Source organism: Ruegeria sp. E5, from assembly GCF_056534105.1.
On sequence record NZ_JBQFPA010000002.1, the window covers coordinates 246,273 to 263,396 of the forward strand.

Sequence of the window (17,124 nt, forward strand, 5' to 3'; positions counted from 1 at the left end):
GGATTTGAGATGGCAGAAGTCAAAGCACGCTCGGGCCGTGGCGGTGGACGTGCCGCGCGGGTCAAGGCTCGCACCAACCCGCCCCCAGTCTACTTGTCGACGCTGAACCGCAAAGTTGGCCCGATTGATCTGCTTGGTCCCGAAGGCGTTGAGAAAATCCACAACGCGGCCATGACTATACTTGAAACCACAGGGATTGAGTTCCGCGATCCGGTGGCATTAGCGGATTGGAAGAAGTACGGTGCGGATGTGCAGGGTGAGCGGGTGCGCATCGGACGCGAGATGCTGATGGACCTGATCTCGGCCGTTCCCTCGGAATGGGGCTATGCCGCGCGCAACCCGGAACGCTCGCTGCGGGTGGGCAATCGGCATTCGGTCTTTGCCAATGCGTATGGTGCGCCGTTTGTCTATGGTCTGGATGGTGTGCGCCGCCCTTCGATGCTGGAGGATGCGCATAACTTCTTCAAACTCAGTCAGATGAGTCAGTCGATGATGGTGCCGGGTATTTTGCCGGTTGAGCCGCAGGATGTCCCCGTGCCGCAACGCCACTTGGAGCTGGTTCATGCCGCGCTGACGCTGACCGACAAACCGATCAAGGGTTCAGTTCTATCCGAACAGGCAGCGTTGGACTCGGTAGAGATGACTCGCATCGTGTTTGGTGAGGAGTTTGTTGACAACAATGTGGTGATGGCAGCCCTGCTGAACTGCAACACACCGTTGGTCTGGGATGAGACCATGTTGCAGAGCCTACGCGTCTATGCCGCCGCCAACCAGCCCTGCCTGCTGTCGCCCTTTGTTCTTGCCGGGGCGAGCACACCTGCAAGCCCGCAGGGTGGTGTCGCGCTGCTGATTGCAGAATCTCTGGCCGGTATGGCCTACAGCCAGATCATCCGGCGCGGAGCCCCGATGGTGCTGGGGGTGGCAATCATGGGCGTTTCGATGAAGACAGGTGCACCGATGATGGGCTCTCCGGAACCCGGGCTGATGAACCTTCTGGTGGGTCAGATGGCTCGGTTTTATGGTGTGCCATGGCGGACCTGTACCATGTGGACCGGATCGAAATCCCCGGATATGCAGGCTGCGTTCGACACCGCAAACACCATGTGGCCGGTGCTGCTGGGTGGCGCAAACTACATCGTACACTCAGCAGGCTTCCTTGAAGGCGCGCTTGGGGTCAGCTACTCAAAATGGGTGCAGGACGCGTTGCAGTTGGAAAACTTCCACCGTTTCTTCAGCGGCCTGCAAGAGGAAAATCTGGACACGTTGCTGGGCGACATTGACAAAATCGGACCGGGTGGGCACTTCCTTGGTACTGACCACACGCGCGAAAACCCAATGCATATGAACCACTTGCAAAACAATGACAGTTTTGAACGGTGGGAAGCAGAAGGTGCTAAAACCGCAGAAACCGTTGGCACGGAAGAGGCGCAGCGTATGCTGAACACCTACGTCCAGCCACCAATGCCGGACGATCAGCGCGGGGCGTTGGATGAGTTCGTCGCTAAGAAGCGGGTGGAATACAGCGCCTAAACAGATCTGCAAGCGGGCACTTATGTGCCCGTTTCCTCAACCAACGACAGGATTAGGCACATGGCCGATAACTCGACGATCGCTCTCTCACTCGACGAAGTAGAGGAATTGGCAAAATCTGTCCTTGTGGCTGCAGGCATGGATGAACATGGCAGCACGGTTCTGGCCGGGCTTGTGCGGATGAGCGAGCGCGACGGCCCGCGTAGCCATGGGTTAAGGATGTTACCTGTTTATGCGCAGAGCTTTTCTTCGGGATATGCCAACCCCGAGGCCGACCCGAGTGTCGAACGGATCGCACCGGGGGTTCTGCGCGGAGATGGTGACAATGGCTATTACCAGATCGTGGCCGCCAAAGCGCGAGACGAGCTTATTGAAATGGCGCGGGCGAATGGTATTGCCGCGTTTACTTGTGCCAATTGCCACCATCTGGGGGCACTACGTTTCGATACAGGTCCGCTGGCGGACGCTGGGCTGGTCGCGCTAGGTGTTGTGAACTCGCTCTCGATGGTGGTGCCGCAAGGCGGCACCCGCCCTGTTTTTGGCACCAATCCGATGTCCTTTGCTTGCCCGCGACCGGGTCGTGCGCCGGTTGTTTGGGATCAGGCCTCGTCAATGGTTGCGCTGATGGACATCCGGATGGCCGCGGCTGAAGGGCACGAATTGCCGCGCCCTGCGGGGCTTGACCCGAACGGTCAGCCAACCAGCGATCCCAACGCGATTTTGGAGACCCGCAGTCTGTTGCCGTTTGGCGAGCACAAAGGCGCGGCGATCGCCTTCCTGATCGAAGTTCTTGGCGCGGCACTGGCCGGTGGAACATTGTCCGTGGACAATGCCAACCGCGAAGCGCACGGTGCCTTGAATATCAAGGGCGGCTCAACGTTGATCGCGATTGATCCGGCGCGTTTCGGGAATGCCGCATTTGAAGGCTATGTCCAACGCATCTGCGCTGAGATTGAAGGTAACGGGGATGCTCGCGTTCCCGGAGATGGCCGCTTGAAGAACCGTGCTGCGGCCGAAGCGGATGGTGTTCGCGTCACGGCGGACTTGATGAAACAACTTCGCGAACTTCTGTAGGGGTCCCAGTAATGGCACGGGTGGTTGTAATTGGCGGCGGCATCGTCGGAATATCCTGTGCGCTGACATTGCAGTCGCAGGGCCACGAGGTCACCGTCGTAGAACCGGGTCCGGTTGGTGAGGGCGCGAGTTGGGCTTCCTGCGGGTGTATCGCAGTCGGTGAGATCGTGCCGTTGTCGCAGCCGGGGATGCTGATGAAAGTGCCGGGCTGGTTGCTGGATGCCGAGGCCCCGTTGACACTGCGCCCGGCCTCAGCGGTGAAATTGCTGCCGTGGTTTGCACGGTTTACGGCCAATGCGCGTCGCTCGAAAATGCGCGCAATCGCCTCCGATCTGGCAAGACTTACGTTTGCTGCAACAGCGGATTTCAAGGCTCAGCTTTTAGATGTAGGCCATCCTGAGGTTTTGGTCGAACGGCCGGTAATCAAGTTGTTTGACGACGACAATGACCTTGCGACCATGCGCCCAGCTTTTGAGTTGGCGCGTGAGTTGGGCTGCACGATTGATCAAGTTACAGGTCAGGAAGCGCATGAAATCGATCCTGCAATAGCATCTGATTTCAAACATGCAGCTTTGCTTAGAGACTGGAGTTTTGTGACGGACCCTAAGGTATTGGTTGAAACGCTGACGCAGAGTTTTAGCAGCCGCGGCGGGGCAGTCGTCGCAGGAAGAGCAATCGGTTTTACGCAGGACGGACAACATGTGAAAAGCGTGAAGCTGAGCGATGGGCGATCGATCAGCGCAGATGATTTCGTCATCGCTGCGGGAACGCCGTCTAGAATCTTGGCCAAGACGCTGGGCGTTCAACTGAGGATGGAAGGGGTGATCGGATATTCGACTGCGTTGAAAGATAGCGGGGTCGAGCTCCGCCATACGGTGTTTTATGCCAAAGGCGGGTTTGGCATTACACCGTATCAGCAGGCGCTGGCAGTGGCCGGTACCGCAGAATTTGCCGACCTGAACGCGCAGCCGAATTGGAACCGAGCCGATGTGCTGGTCAGGCGTGCATTCCGCGTATTACCGGGTTTGAAGACCGATAATGCGGAACGCCGGATGGGTCGCCGCCCGTTTACACCGGACACACGTCCGATCATTGGCCGCAGCAGGCGACTGGCTAACGTCGCCTTTGCGACGGGTCACGGACAGCTTGGCCTGACACTAGGCGCGACGACGGCGCGTATAATCGCAGATGTAATTGCTGGCAGATCACCGGACATCGATATAGAAGCCTTCAGTCCAGATCGGTTCTCGTCCTGAGCCAAAGCCCGCCCAGCTCTTTTTGAGCCACATGGGACGTCATCAGCAACGCGATCATCCAGCCAGTCACCACGGCACCTGCGGTGCCGAACCAGACACCAATTTCGTTAAAGCCGAGCAGGCCGACGAAAATCCAGACAAAAAAGGCGACGCCAAATCCCTGACGATATAGGCTGATCCACACGGTCCAGATCGGTCGCTTCAAGGCTTGCAATAGCGAGTTGATGGAAAACAGCATCATGTAGATCGGGAGGATCAGACTATCGACACGTAGATAGCTAAGTCCGACGCGGATCACTTCGGGATCGTCGGTGAAAAAGCCCATCATAAGGCGGCCAAATATCCACAATATGGGGGCTGCGATGGCGGTCATGATGAACCCGACTTTCCAGCAATAAAACAGTGCCTCGCGTACCCTTTCATAGTCGCGGGCACCGAAATTCTGGGACGCGATGGGCAGCAGTGCCCCCGTGACCCCCAGCACCGGCAAAAGCAAAATCTGCTCAAGCCGAATGGCAATGCCAAAGCCAGCGATTGCGTGCTCTCCAAAGATTTTCAGGGCGAACTGCATGACGAAACCTGACAGCAGCATCACGAAGAAAGATGTCGCTGTGGGAAGTACCTGAACCGAGATCTCCTTGAACTTCTGTAGGCGCGGAATGAAGTTTCGGGGGCGCATGCGCCTCATCCTGCGGCGTCTGAGGACCTGACGGATCAGAAACACCATCACACCGGTCTGGCTGATCACCGTCGATACAGCGAGGCCATCAAATCCGATGCCCGGGATCATGCCCGGAATGCCGTAGATCAAGAGGGGGTTCAGACCGATATTGGCAAAAAACGCCACCATGAGGGCGCGTTGCATCGATACCGCGTCACCATGTGCCTGGAGAATGCCATTGCAACCGAAGGCCAGTAGAAATCCGGGCAAGGCCAATAGGAGCCAGTGGAAATAACGTAAACCTGCATCGCGATAAGGTCCCGGTTCCGAAACCAGAGTTATCAGCGCAGGGCCGTACCAGAGACCAGCCGCCGCCAGAACACAGGCTGCAATGAAGCCATAGATCATTCCCTGTGCCGCAAACCGCCGCGCTGCTCGAGTGTCTCCAGCGCCTAATGCGTTGCCGACCAGCGCGCTCATCGCGGCACCCAACCCGACCCCGACCGAAATGGCAATGAAAAAGGCCTGAAACCCTAGTGCCAATCCAGCCTGCGCGCTGGTCGAGAGAAGGCCGGCGAAGAACATGTCGACAACGTTGTAGAGAGTGTTGAACAACATCCCGATTGCGCCCGGGATCGCCAGGGTTCGGAAATGGGTCGAGATTGGCCCGCGCGTCAGATCAATTTCAGTTGGGATGGCCATATCAACTGGCCACTACGGACGTTCGGCCTGAACGGTCAGGAAGACGAACTCGGGGGTCAGTACCTCTTCGAAGCCGTGATTCAGCTCTGCATCGACGCTGATGCTGTCTCCTGCTGAAAGAGTAAATCGGGCCTCGCCGTAGCGATAGATGGCCTGCCCTTCGAGAACCTGCACAAACACGACGCCATGGCCGACATAAGTGGGCGGCTGCCCCTCGTCGCGCAACAACGTGACACGACGGGCCTGAAAGCGCAGGTCCTTCCGGGAATGCAGCGCAAGGTTGACGTATTCGTGCGAATGGCCGCCCGCCAGTCGCGTAGACTTTAGCCCTTCGCCATGGCGAACCAGCGTATAGTCGGTGTGATCTGTCCGCGCTTCGCGAAACAGCGATACGATTGGTACTTCCAACGCCTCGGCAAGTGCAGCCAGCGTATCGATTGACGGAGAGACCAACCCGTTTTCGATACGGCTGACCATTGCAGCCGAGATACCAGACTGTTCTGCCAACCGACGGGCGGATTGCTTGCGGCTTTGGCGCAGCTCCCTGAGCGAGGCACCAATAGCGCGATCAATCTGTCTTCCCGGCGTGTCATCGTGCATGATTCAATCCGTCAATCCTCGGCGTAGTAGCCCACCACGTCCCCTTCCGTTGTGACACCCAGACCATTCAGCAATCGGTTGGCATAATTGAAATATCCGACGATCTGGTTGATCTCGAGAATCTCTCCGTCTTCCCAGCCGGCATCTTTCAATGCGCGAACTTCGGATTCCTCCATTGCACCCGGCGACAGGGTCAGCTTTTGCGCATAGATCAGCGCGGCCAACTGCGCACCTTCAAATGCGTCCTGCGGACGATGGGCCTTTAACGCGGCCTCGATTGCGTCGGCGCGTGCGTCGTCACCGATCAGATGTCGGGCGTTTGCCCAATGGTTGGCATAAGAATAGGGGCAGGTGTTCAACGTCGATACGTAAGAGCTGATGACTTCCTGAAACCACATGGGTATGGAATTGGCTTCATCATGCAGGCACGCGCGATACAGAATGACGTGACCTTTCATGGTGTTGGGACGCAGTGAATGCACGCGCATCACGTTGTCCACGGTCCCGTGTGGTGTGCGCGCCAGATCCAGAGTCGCTCTCAGGTGCTCGTCGGCATCTTCGTCAGATATCATCCGAATCCAGGCGGACATTCACGTTTCCTCTCGTGTTTTCTGTTTCTATTTTCGCGGCGTGTGCCGTTCGGCTGAGTTTTTTATTGACGAATATTGCACATTAAGCAACCATATTGAACAGCGCGCAACGAATTTGAGGATTCTGAAGCTTTGCCAGATCTCTCCAGACTGACTGAATCCCCTCGAATGACCTCGTGCCCATGCGTGCATGACCTCATGTTGCGATCGCACCACCACAGCGTCATAGATCAGCGACGCCAGCTGATCCGCATCGTGACAGGTTCGGCATGACACAGCTCTCCCCCATGATCGAAGTGACCAATCTGGATAAGTTCTATGGGACTTTCCATGCGCTCAAGAACATCGATCTGACCGTTCATCAGGGCGAGAAGGTGGTAATCTGCGGCCCGTCCGGATCGGGAAAATCCACGCTGATCCGCTGTTTCAACGGGTTAGAGTGGCATAATTCCGGGCGTCTCGTGATCGATGGGATCGAAGTCTATGAGGGTGCCAAGGAAATCCGTGAACTGCGACAGGAAGTCGGCATGGTCTTCCAGCAGTTCAACCTGTTTCCGCACCTGACTGTGCTTGAAAACCTGATGATCGGACCGATGAAGGTGCGCAAGCTATCCAAGGCGCAGGCCGAGGAAACTGCGCGCAACTATCTTGATCGCGTTCACATCCCCGAGCAGGCCGACAAGTACCCGGCGCAATTGTCGGGGGGGCAGCAACAGCGCGTCGCGATCGCGCGGTCCTTATGCATGGAAACACGGATCATGCTGTTTGATGAACCGACATCCGCGCTTGATCCCGAAATGATCAATGAGGTGCTGGATGTGATGGTTGAACTGGCCGATACGGGCATGACCATGGTGGTTGTCACGCATGAGATGGGGTTTGCGCGCAAGGTCGCCGACACGATGGTCTTTATGGAGTCGGGGCAGATCGTTGAAATCTCGCCGCCCGATCAGTTCTTCACCAACCCGTCAAGCGAGCGCTGCCGTCTATTCCTGAACCAGATATTGGAACACTAACGTGACCGATCTGGGCATATCACAGGGACGCGGGCAAGCGCTGCCGAAGCCACCACTATACAAGCGGTTCTTTGGTTCGGTGTTAGTGTCCGTCGTGATCTATGCGGTTATTGTCGGGTTGATCGCCTACGGGTCATATGTTGGCGCGCAGGGTATGGGCTATAACTGGCAGTGGTATCGCGTGCCCCAATTCCTGTACCGCAACACCGAGATTGGGTTCGAGTGGGGCGAAATCCCCATCGGACTGGTTGCCACGATCAAGCTGTCAGTTACCTCGTTTCTGCTGGCCACAGCTATCGGGTTGCTAGTGGCGTTACTGCGCTTGTCCGGCTTGGTAGTTGGCACTGCTGTCGCGGTTGCCTACCTTGAACTGATCCGCAATATACCGCTGCTGGTTCTGCTTTACCTGTTCTATTATGTCCTGGGTCCTATCTTTGGATTTGATCGATATACCGCCAGCATCCTGACTTTGGCGGTGTTTCATTCAGCCTTGATTTCAGAAATCCTACGGGCGGGGATCAACGCCATCCCATCTGGTCAGTGGGAGGCGGCCAAGTCTATCGGTATGACCCCCTATCAGACCTACAGATATATAATTCTGCCGCAATCTGTTCGCTTTATGCTACCGCCCATGACGGGCGAGGTCGTCCACCTGATCAAATCCTCGGCTATTGTCAGCGTCATTGCCGTGGCCGAACTCACCACCTTCGGGCGCAACATTATATCCGACACGTACATGAGTTTTGAAATCTGGTTCACCATCGCGCTGGTCTATCTGGTGGTGACCCTGATTCTGTCGATTGGCGTTAGCTATCTGGAGAAGAAATATGCCGTCGACCAATAACCACAAGAACTTAACCGGACAACAAGGAGAACCAAGATGAAGCTATCTCGCAGAATGCTCGGGGCGGCCCTGGGCGCGGTCGTGGCAACAGGCATGGCGACCTCAGGCTGGGCGCAAAGTGCGACTCAGGAACTGTCCCGCGAAAGTGTGATTGAAACGATCAAACAGGATGGGGTAATCCGGATTGGTCTTTCGCTGTTCGTGCCGTGGTCGATGCGCGACAAGAATGGTGATCTGATCGGGTTCGAACTGGATGTCGGTCGCAAGCTGGCCGAGGACATGGGTGTAGAGGTCGAGTTTGTACCGACCGCCTGGGATGGCATCATCCCGGCGCTCGTATCCGGCAATTTCGACGTGATCATCTCGGGCATGTCGGTGACTGCGCAGCGAAACTTGACGATCAACTTCACCGATCCCTACGCGTATTCGGGCCTGGCTATTATGGCTAACAAACAGTTGACCGATGGTATGTCTTTGGAAGATTTCAATAAACCTGAGGTCACCTTTGCCGCTCGTCGCGGTGCGACACCAGCTACAGTGATTGCGGAAAACTTCCCCAACGCGACGCTGCTGTTGTTTGATGAAGACGGTGCATCAACGCAAGAAGTGCTAAACGGAAACGCGCATGCTTCGATGGCGGCTCAACCTACGCCGAACCGCGAGGCCGGTCGTCATCCGGAAACTCTGACCGTTCCGTTCGATAACCTCTATGATCCGCGTGGCGAAGCGTTCGGAGTACGCAAGGGCGATCCGGACGCCATGAATTTTTTCAACAATTGGATCGCTCAGAACTGGCGGTCGGGTTGGTTGGAAGAGCGTCACAACTATTGGTTCGCAACTGAAGAGTGGGCAGACCAGGTTGCCCAATAACCAATTAGCCGGGGGCGGGTCAGCCGCCCTCGGGCCTGAAGCGGAGCGCCCAGGTGCCTGAATTTCTTAGAAAACTCAGATGGCCAGATTATCTGATCGTGGCGGTATTGATCGCCTTCTTCGGATATATCTGGCTGTCGATCGAAGGCACGCTGAACTATAAGTGGCGGTGGGAATTGATCCCCAGCTACATCGTCGGCTGGCATACTGGGCGAGAAGAGTATTTTGCCAATCTATTGCTGCAAGGCTTGGTGGCGACGGTTCGTATCAGCATCTATTCCGGCATTTTGGCGCTCATTCTGGGTACAATTCTGGGGATCGCGCGCTGTTCCGCGAACCTGACCATACGCATGCTGGCACGCACTTATCTTGAATTTCTGCGTAATGTGCCACCGGTTGTTGTTGTCTTTATTTTCTTTTTCTTCCTATCGCAGCAACTGATCGACGCACTGAACCTTGAACGCTGGGCGCGTGGAATTGCGCGGCAGGAAGACAACCAGATCTGGACATTTTTCTTTGGTGAGATGCGGCGCTTTCCGTCGCTTGTCTCAGGTGTCATCGTTCTGGCGCTGTTTGAAAGCGCATTTGTCGGCGAAATTGTCCGAGCAGGTATCCAGTCGATCCCGAAAGGTCAGCGCGAAGCTGCACGCTCGATCGGTATGAGCCGCATACAGGAATTGCGCTATGTCGTTCTCCCGCAGGCGATGAAAAAGGTTGTGCCACCGTTAGCGAACCAGTTCATCTCATTGATCAAGGACAGCTCAATCCTGTCGCTGATCTCGGTTCAGGAACTGACCTACAAGACCGTCGAACTAGTCGCCTCGTCTCGAATGATCTTCGAGGCATGGATCACAACGGCGGCATTCTACTTCGTTGTCTGTTTCGGTCTCAGCCGTATTTTCGCGCGGCTCGAAAAACGATCAGATAAGCGCTAGGTTCTGGTCACATACGGACCTGAACCATCCCGTCTATTATGCGCGTTTCGAATACGCGCATGGCTCGGGTCGCAGGTGCAGAAACAGGCTTGCCATCCCGAACGTCGAACGCGCCCTGATGCAAGGGGCATTCGATGACATGGCCGTCAAAATAACCATCGCAGAGATCTGCACCACCGTGATTGCACAATGCCAGTGAGGCGTAGACACCGCTGGGTGTGTCATATACCGCAATCAATCGTCGCCCGACTGAGACCCGCGTGACCCAGTTTTTTTCCAGTTTAGATGCCTCGATCAGATCGCGCCATGGTTTGTCTGCCTGCATCGCTCAGGTCCTCGCTTTGCGCTGCATGATCTGGCGCAGAATGTCGCGATGCGCGGCAAGATATCCGCCCTTTTCGACAAAGATATGATCCTTCAGCTTCTCATGCAGCCGGGGCAGGGCGTGGAATGGGACCGAGGCGACATAATGATGTTCAGCATGATAGTTCATATTCCAGCACAGAAAGGACATCGGTTTTGACACCAGATTGGTGCGTGTATTCTCTGACATCTGAGCCACGGTTGGCCGCCCAACATGTTCGGTCATGCGCACAAATCGCATCACGGGCTCGCCCAGAAACAATGGTATGATCCAGTACCAGATCAGGCCCCACCACCCGGTGATCGCCATAGCAACAAAGACAACCGCGTAGATGGCAAGCATACGACGCGCGTCCCAATAGACCGATTGGTGTTCTTCCTTGGGAATAAAGCGCAGTTCTGCCGCACTGAGTTTGCCAAATGCATGGCGAAACAGCTCGGTAAACTTGGCGCGCCAGTAGGGCAAGGCGGACAGATACAGAAGATACTCGCCAAGCGTTTTGGGTAGCGGGATCAGTTCGGGGTCTTCGCCAGTCAGTTGGGTATAGGTATGGTGATCGCAATGCTCATACCGAAAGAACCGATGCGGCAGGATAATGATCAGCCCGCAAATCTGGCCAACCAGATCATTCAGCCAACGGGTGCGAAACACAGTATAGTGCACACATTCATGTTGCAGTGAGAAATGGTGCACCAGAACGGTGCCTTGCAGGAACATCGCGGGCCAGATCAGCCAGCTGTTCCAGGCTAGAGTGATCAGCGTTGTCGTGCAGGCCAGAACCAGAAACCAAAGCGCCAAATGGCGCAATCCGGGCCCGTTCGAGCGTTGCATGAATCCTTTAAGCTCTTCGCGTGTCAGTTTTCCTTCGGCCAGAGCCTGAGTCAGCGGCGTGACGATAGCTTTTGACATGTGATTTCCATGATTTTGCCGGAGCGGGGGTCTTGCCCTCTGCGCATATTCCGGCACCGGAGACGGGAGTGCTCCGCACCATAGGGCCAACTCGAACAGACCCTATTATCTAAGAGTATTTCCACAGCTCGTGATTCGATCAAGCCGCTATTGATCAGCCAATTGCACGTAGACCGATATCCGGATCGGGATGGGCGAACAGGGCGGCCGCGCAAGGGTGCCGATCCAGGATTGATTGACCGCTAGGTAGCCGTTCGGCATGGAATGTACCGTGGTCCCAATAAGTTACGCCATCGATTTCGATGGAAGGATCAATAACGTTCCAGCTGATTTCTCCGGGCGCGTACGCCCCGCAGGTGTGGAAATGCAGGATGCGTGGATTTCCGAAAGCGGAGCCGCCCCAGCGTTCATAGTTTTCGCGCATATCCCAGGGGTAGCCACAGCCCGGATGAATACCTGCATGCCAAGAGTGCACGAAATTGCGATCAATTCCCAACTGATTGGCTACCCGGTCATAATGCGCCTCGGCCCGTGCGGCGTTGGCGGGATCGCCGTCAAAACGCTGCAGCCGCCCATTCTCCATCATCGCAAAGACAGGGCGGTCGAATTCGATGGTGTAGTCATCGTAATACTTCGACCCCGTTCCCGTCAGAAAACTGATCGCGACACGGCCCGAGAAACTGTGGGCAGGAACCGGGGTAAAGACTGACATCGGAAAACGCAGGATCGAGGTGTCGCCCGAGGGTTGCAGGTTCATCACTGGCCGACCGCTTACATCAGTGCCCAAAGGGCAAGTGATCCGCACCTCGCTGGCCGCGTCCAAGACCGCGTTGATATCGGCCTTAAGCTCCATGAACGCATCGTGGTGGCCGTTGGAGAAACCAGATCCCAGCATTTCTTTGGTTAAAGCGAAGCTAACGATGACTTTCTTACCCTGCGGCATGTCCGAGAACCGCAACTGATCCCCAAGACGGGCCAGAAATAGAATGATGTCTGCCGCTTCGAACCGGGCAAGCAGATCGGGCGATAATTGCGGATTGTCCGGATTGAAGCCCACATCAATCGTGTCGACCCCCAGCCCAAGTTGACAGGCCGCCTGACTGACAACATTCACGCTGTCGGCGTCGAAATATCCAAACTCTGCAGGTTCATAGGCAATCAGCAGCCTTTCACCCGCCGCCGCGCGGGCGCAATTGACCAGCAGATTGTAAGCGCCCCGCTCTGGCGTCATGTCGGACATCGACATCTCCTGATTACTTGACATTATCAACTTACGGCCTAAGGCCGCCGGCAATCCATTTGAAAGTGATAATGGCTGACATTAGGATGACTAATATGATCTTGAATCTGCCATACTCCGCGCTGCGAGCCTTTGAGGCAGTTGTACGCCATTCCGGCTTTTCACCCGCCGCCGAGGAACTGGGGGTCAGCCAAAGTGCCGTCAGCCAGCACGTCAGATCGCTCGAGGAATGGCTTGGGCGGGATTTGCTGGTGCGCGGTGCGCGGCAATCGCGACCTACCCGCGAAGGTGAGCAATTGGCGCAGGCAATCTCGGATGGGCTGGGCCGCATTTCAGATGTGTGTGCGCAACTTCGCGATCGAACGCGTGCGGACCGGACCATCGTGATTTCATGCTTGCCGGGGTTTGCATTCAACTGGCTGTTTCCAAGGCTTCTGCACTTTGATTTGGCCCACCCGGACCTGTCTATTTCGATCGCGACTGATACGGGATACTATCCGTTTTCCGGCGCAGATTCCGATATCGGCATTCGATATGGTCTTGGTGAATATCCCGGGTTTGAAGTGGATTTGCTTATGCCGGAAAGGCTGTTTCCCGTCTGCGCGCCCGCGCTGTTGCCTGAACTGAAGCGCATTGAAGATTTGTCACAGCACACACTGCTCGTAGATGAAAATCTGCACCATGGTACCTCCAGCCCAACATGGGAGTTCTGGGCGCGGCAATCCAATCTGACATTGCCGTCTGGAGTGCGCACGCGCCGATTGGGCCAATCAAACATGGTCATACAGGCAGCGATTGAGGGGCTGGGGGTGGCGCTTGGGCGCGAACCGCTGGTGATTGATGCCTTGTGCGATGGCCGTCTGGTGCGACCGTTTCAGCAACTGACTCAATCGCCACTTTCCTATTGGCTCGTCCGGCGCCCTGATAGCAAAGACAGCCGAAAAGTCAGCGAGTTCCTGAACTGGATCAAGGCCGAAGTTGCTTCGCAGCCCGATCTGCCCCCGTCGGTTATGCTGCCGAATTAGCTTACCTTATATGTATCATTACAAATCCAGAATGGTGTATTGCACTGACGCTGCCATAATGGCGCTAAGCCAACTGATCAAATTGGAGAGCAAACCATGTACCTCAGAAATTGCTGGTATGTTGCCGCCTGGAGCAAGGATATCGGGCGCGAACTGAAAGCTGAGACATATCTGGGTGAGAACATTGTGCTCTATCGTCAGCAGGATGGGACGCCCGTTGCGCTTGAGAATGCCTGCCCGCATCGCAAGCTCCCGCTATCCGATGGCAATCTGAAAGGGGATCTGGTCGAATGCGGCTACCACGGGCTGACATTCGATTGTTCGGGCAAATGTACGGACAGCCCAACGCAGCGGGGGATGACGCCTCGGCGCGCGGTGGTGAAGTCTTATCCAGTTGTCGACCGCTATCGCCTGCTCTGGATCTGGATGGGCGATCCTGAACTGGCTGATCCGGACCTGATTTTCCCAATCGAAAACTTTGATGACACGAGCTGGGGCCTAACCGATGGCGGGGTGATGGATATCGATTGCCATTATCTTTGGGTTTGCGACAACCTGCTTGATCCCAGCCACGTGGCCTGGGTACATGTCTCGTCATTCGCCGGCGCGGGAACGGATGAAGCGCCTCTGGACGTCAAAAAAACAGATCGCGGCGTGATTGTCTCGCGCTGGATCGAAAACAAACCTCCATCGCCTTACTATGCCAAACTGGTCTCGTTCGACGGCGATTGCGACCGCTTGCAGCATTACGAAATGTGCATGCCCGCAATCGGGCTGAATAAGTCCATCTATACTCCGGTTGGCACGGGTGGATATGACAAAGATCCTGTCGATGAGACATTCATCAACATCTCTTACAACTTCATGACGCCAATCAACGAGGATCAGACCAGGTATTTCTGGTTCCAGCATCGCAACTCTGATCCGGACAATGCCGAGGTTTCGAAATTCATGAATGATGGTGCGCGGATGGCGTTTCTTGAAGACAAAGATGTGCTGGAAAAAGTGCACAAGGGCATGAAAAACGCTCAGACACCGCATATTGATCTGGGTTTGGATGCCGGGGCAAAAACATACCGACGCGTGCTCGACCGAGCGATCGAGGCCGAGGCCGCTGTGCCAGAGGGTGCAATTCGGCAAGCCTAAAACTTGAACAGGGGCCAGTTCCCGGCCCCTTATCTTAGGTGTTGCTATAGATGACAGGGAAGCGCCCACCGGCAAAGGGAGCACCCGATTTCAGGTCGTCATCATGCAGCCATTCAGTAACGCTATCGCGCGGTTCATAGGTGGCACCTTCAACGGCAAAACGTACCGCATATCCACGCCTGCGACGGGTCGAGGTTCGGTTGCCCATCGCCGAATGCACAGTCATTCCATCGAAGGCCAGGGCATCGCCAGGTTCCATCTGTTCATAGTGGAATATGTCATATTTAGTGCGATCCGCCTCGAAATCGGGCATGTCGATATAGTCCGGGTTATCCTCTTCCAGATAGTGAAGAAACTTGCCAAGCTGGTCAGTTTTGAAAGGCCGGTATTTTGCGCCCCAAGCGTGCGAGCCACGGACAAATTCCAGCGCTCCATTGTCTGTGTCGACAGGATCAAGTGCGATCCACATTGTCATGATGGGACCGGCCACAGGCCAATAGGGCTGATCTGTATGCCAGCCGGTCTGGGTGCGTGTGCCAGGTTCTTTCACGAAAATTTGGTCATAGATCAACGAAGTCCAGGGGCTGCCCGCCACCTCGGCCACGCGCTTTCCAATATCTGAGTTCAGACAATAGTCCTGAAAGATACCCGGTTTTTCACGCATATTTTTATAGGCAAAATACCGGTCACCCTTTTTGACCTCTTCGTCCACGGCATCACGCAACTTGTTTAACCAATCGTCTGTGAGGATGTTTCTCAATAAAACGACGCCGTCGCGCGCATACGCTTGCTGAACAGTATCTGTATCCGGTGTGTTTATCATAGTTCTTCCAACCATAGCATCCGCCTCATTTCCCGGCGGGTTTGAATTCAGGCGCAAAGCGCCACGGTCTGCATGGAGTCAGAGAGAGGGTGAACTGCGGCAGTTTATGATGAAGCAGGGCCAGCGGGATCGGGCCGACCATTTGCCAGCAAGATTCCGATGAAACTGTTCAATTTTGAAGGTCATGCGCCATGGTAGCCCACCACCTTTGATTGCCCAAGCAGTTTTTGCGTAATGGTAAATATATTTATTGACGATATATTTTTTCTGATAAATATTGTGCTTGCTATGCAAAAATATTCGGCATTTTCACTCGCCCGTAACGCGATTTCTGGTCATAAGAACTGGTCCCGAGCCTGGCGGAGCCCGCCGCTCAAAGACCGGTACGAGGTGGTGGTGATCGGGGCAGGGGGTCACGGGCTGGCCACGGCTTACTATCTGGCCAAAGAGTTTGGCATAACCGACGTCGCCGTGCTGGAACGGGGCTGGTTGGGTGGCGGAAACATAGCGCGCAATACGGTTACGATTCGGTCAAATTACATGCGTGACGAGTCGATCCCGTTCTACGTCAAATCCGTCGAGATGTACGAAGGGCTGACGCATGAGTTGAACTTCAACATGATGCATTCCAAGCGCACCATGGTGGATGTGGTGCAGACCTGGCCCAAACTGCGAGAGTTGCGGCGACGGCAATTGGTCATGGACATCTATGGCTCGACATATGAACAAATCACCGCAGAAGAATTGCGCAAACGCATACCTGCGCTGACAGGCGGTGGGCCAGATGCGCGCCTGCCGATCATCTGCGGAATGGTCCACACGGACGCAGGTGTAAACCGTCATGATGCGGTGGCCTGGGGCTATGCCCGCGCGGCGGATGCGATGGGGGTGGAGATGCACCAACAGACCGCCGTGCAAGCATTGATCCGTGGCGCTGATGGGCGCATCGAAGGTGTCGAGACCAATCGCGGCACCGTGCGGGCGAAAAAGGTTGTGGTGGCCGTATCGGGCCATACCACGACGTTGACCGAGACAGCGGGGCTCAAGCTGCCATTGCGCACGATGAACCTGACGGCCTTTGTGTCCGAACCAGTGAAGCCCTTGGTGGATGTCATTGTAAATTGCCCGGACAGTGGGTTCTATTTCAGCCAGTCTGACAAGGGCGAGATGGTGATCGGCGGCGCTCCTGATATGGGGCAAAGCTTTCGTCGCGACATCAAGCAACATGTGTTCGAAGACACTGTGACCGCGATGCTGTCGCTTTTCCCGAGCTTCAAGAAACTCAAACTAATGCGCCAATGGGGTGGGCATCTTGATATTGCCCATGATGCCTCGCCCATCATGGATCAGACTGAAGTACCGGGGCTGTTCGTGACCGCTGGCTGGTGGGGCGGATACAAAGCCATTCCTGCGGGCGGACTGACGCTTGCGCATCTAGTCGCCAAAGGCGAGCCGCATCCGCTGATGGCCTCGTTCACTTTGGACCGCTTCCGCCATCTAGAGTTTGTGATGGAAGCCGGCACCACAACGGCGAGATAG

The 17,124-nt window shown here is 55.7% G+C and carries 17 protein-coding genes; 10 read left to right on the forward strand and 7 right to left on the reverse strand.

Annotation, left to right across the window (positions count from 1 at the left end; translation table 11 throughout):
- Nucleotides 1-9: 9 nt before the first annotated feature.
- The 3 genes from ACR0BI_RS09375 to ACR0BI_RS09385 are packed head-to-tail and all read left to right on the forward strand — an operon-like array spanning nucleotide 10 to nucleotide 3,860.
- Entirely contained in the window at nucleotides 10-1,530 is a 1,521-nt protein-coding gene (locus tag ACR0BI_RS09375; protein ID WP_480562252.1) for a trimethylamine methyltransferase family protein, read from the forward strand.
- A gap of 60 nt (nucleotides 1,531-1,590) precedes the next feature.
- Nucleotides 1,591-2,604 (forward strand): Ldh family oxidoreductase, encoded by a 1,014-nt coding sequence (locus ACR0BI_RS09380; RefSeq protein ID WP_170625709.1) that lies wholly within the window; start codon nucleotides 1,591-1,593, stop codon nucleotides 2,602-2,604.
- An 11-nt stretch (nucleotides 2,605-2,615) separates the two neighbouring features.
- On the forward strand, nucleotides 2,616-3,860 hold the full coding sequence (locus ACR0BI_RS09385; protein WP_170625708.1) for an FAD-dependent oxidoreductase: 1,245 nt from the start codon (nucleotides 2,616-2,618) through the stop codon (nucleotides 3,858-3,860).
- Here ACR0BI_RS09385 and ACR0BI_RS09390 read toward each other — a convergent pair.
- From ACR0BI_RS09390 to ACR0BI_RS09400, 3 genes are read right to left on the reverse strand one after another with little or no spacing between them, the layout of a single operon-like run.
- A complete protein-coding gene (locus ACR0BI_RS09390) occupies nucleotides 3,835-5,223 on the reverse strand; it encodes an MATE family efflux transporter (protein ID WP_170732630.1) in 1,389 nt (462 codons plus the stop codon). The genes ACR0BI_RS09385 and ACR0BI_RS09390 overlap by 26 nt on opposite strands.
- A 12-nt stretch (nucleotides 5,224-5,235) precedes the next feature.
- On the reverse strand, nucleotides 5,236-5,823 hold the full coding sequence (locus ACR0BI_RS09395) for a helix-turn-helix transcriptional regulator (RefSeq protein ID WP_170393837.1): 588 nt from the start codon (nucleotides 5,821-5,823) through the stop codon (nucleotides 5,236-5,238).
- Nucleotides 5,824-5,834: 11 nt separating this feature from the next.
- Nucleotides 5,835-6,413 carry a carboxymuconolactone decarboxylase family protein gene (locus ACR0BI_RS09400; protein ID WP_170393839.1) on the reverse strand — a complete coding sequence of 193 codons (579 nt, stop codon included), beginning with the start codon at nucleotides 6,411-6,413 and terminating at the stop codon, nucleotides 5,835-5,837.
- A gap of 269 nt (nucleotides 6,414-6,682) precedes the next feature.
- Here ACR0BI_RS09400 and ACR0BI_RS09405 point away from each other — a divergent pair, with 269 nt between their 5' ends.
- Genes ACR0BI_RS09405 through ACR0BI_RS09420 form a run of 4 tightly spaced genes read left to right on the forward strand, consistent with a single transcriptional unit; the run spans nucleotide 6,683 to nucleotide 10,078 of the window.
- Nucleotides 6,683-7,429, forward strand: coding sequence for an amino acid ABC transporter ATP-binding protein (locus ACR0BI_RS09405; RefSeq protein ID WP_480459463.1), 747 nt, complete (start codon nucleotides 6,683-6,685; stop codon nucleotides 7,427-7,429).
- 1 nt (nucleotide 7,430) lies between these two features.
- Nucleotides 7,431-8,273 (forward strand): amino acid ABC transporter permease, encoded by an 843-nt coding sequence (locus tag ACR0BI_RS09410; RefSeq protein WP_170393841.1) that lies wholly within the window; start codon nucleotides 7,431-7,433, stop codon nucleotides 8,271-8,273.
- Nucleotides 8,274-8,309: 36 nt separating this feature from the next.
- Nucleotides 8,310-9,143: a transporter substrate-binding domain-containing protein gene (locus ACR0BI_RS09415; RefSeq protein ID WP_170393843.1), complete on the forward strand. Its 834-nt coding sequence runs from the start codon at nucleotides 8,310-8,312 to the stop codon at nucleotides 9,141-9,143.
- Nucleotides 9,144-9,196: 53 nt separating this feature from the next.
- Nucleotides 9,197-10,078: an amino acid ABC transporter permease gene (locus ACR0BI_RS09420; protein ID WP_170646825.1), complete on the forward strand. Its 882-nt coding sequence runs from the start codon at nucleotides 9,197-9,199 to the stop codon at nucleotides 10,076-10,078.
- Between the two features lie 7 nt (nucleotides 10,079-10,085).
- On the opposite strand, the gene ACR0BI_RS09425 is transcribed toward ACR0BI_RS09420, so the two are convergent.
- The 3 genes from ACR0BI_RS09425 to ACR0BI_RS09435 form a co-directional block, all read right to left on the reverse strand.
- Complete coding sequence (locus ACR0BI_RS09425; RefSeq protein ID WP_170663377.1) at nucleotides 10,086-10,403, reverse strand: non-heme iron oxygenase ferredoxin subunit; 318 nt, start codon at nucleotides 10,401-10,403, stop codon at nucleotides 10,086-10,088.
- 3 nt (nucleotides 10,404-10,406) lie between these two features.
- Nucleotides 10,407-11,351 (reverse strand): fatty acid desaturase family protein, encoded by a 945-nt coding sequence (locus ACR0BI_RS09430; protein WP_170646827.1) that lies wholly within the window; start codon nucleotides 11,349-11,351, stop codon nucleotides 10,407-10,409.
- Between the two features lie 154 nt (nucleotides 11,352-11,505).
- The gene (locus ACR0BI_RS09435; RefSeq protein WP_480878544.1) at nucleotides 11,506-12,615 is read right to left on the reverse strand and encodes a hypothetical protein; all 1,110 of its coding nucleotides are present in this window, start codon (nucleotides 12,613-12,615) and stop codon (nucleotides 11,506-11,508) included.
- 71 nt (nucleotides 12,616-12,686) lie between these two features.
- Between ACR0BI_RS09435 and ACR0BI_RS09440 the strand changes: the two genes are divergently transcribed.
- Together ACR0BI_RS09440 and ACR0BI_RS09445 are read left to right on the forward strand one after the other, a co-directional pair.
- A complete protein-coding gene (locus ACR0BI_RS09440; RefSeq protein WP_480562250.1) occupies nucleotides 12,687-13,616 on the forward strand; it encodes a LysR substrate-binding domain-containing protein in 930 nt (309 codons plus the stop codon).
- A 96-nt stretch (nucleotides 13,617-13,712) separates the two neighbouring features.
- Nucleotides 13,713-14,762: an aromatic ring-hydroxylating dioxygenase subunit alpha gene (locus ACR0BI_RS09445; RefSeq protein ID WP_480562249.1), complete on the forward strand. Its 1,050-nt coding sequence runs from the start codon at nucleotides 13,713-13,715 to the stop codon at nucleotides 14,760-14,762.
- A gap of 34 nt (nucleotides 14,763-14,796) precedes the next feature.
- Here ACR0BI_RS09445 and ACR0BI_RS09450 read toward each other — a convergent pair whose 3' ends face one another.
- Nucleotides 14,797-15,600 (reverse strand): phytanoyl-CoA dioxygenase family protein, encoded by an 804-nt coding sequence (locus tag ACR0BI_RS09450; RefSeq protein WP_480878547.1) that lies wholly within the window; start codon nucleotides 15,598-15,600, stop codon nucleotides 14,797-14,799.
- A gap of 273 nt (nucleotides 15,601-15,873) precedes the next feature.
- Here ACR0BI_RS09450 and ACR0BI_RS09455 point away from each other — a divergent pair, with 273 nt between their 5' ends.
- Nucleotides 15,874-17,124 (forward strand): FAD-dependent oxidoreductase, encoded by a 1,251-nt coding sequence (locus ACR0BI_RS09455; RefSeq protein WP_170393855.1) that lies wholly within the window; start codon nucleotides 15,874-15,876, stop codon nucleotides 17,122-17,124.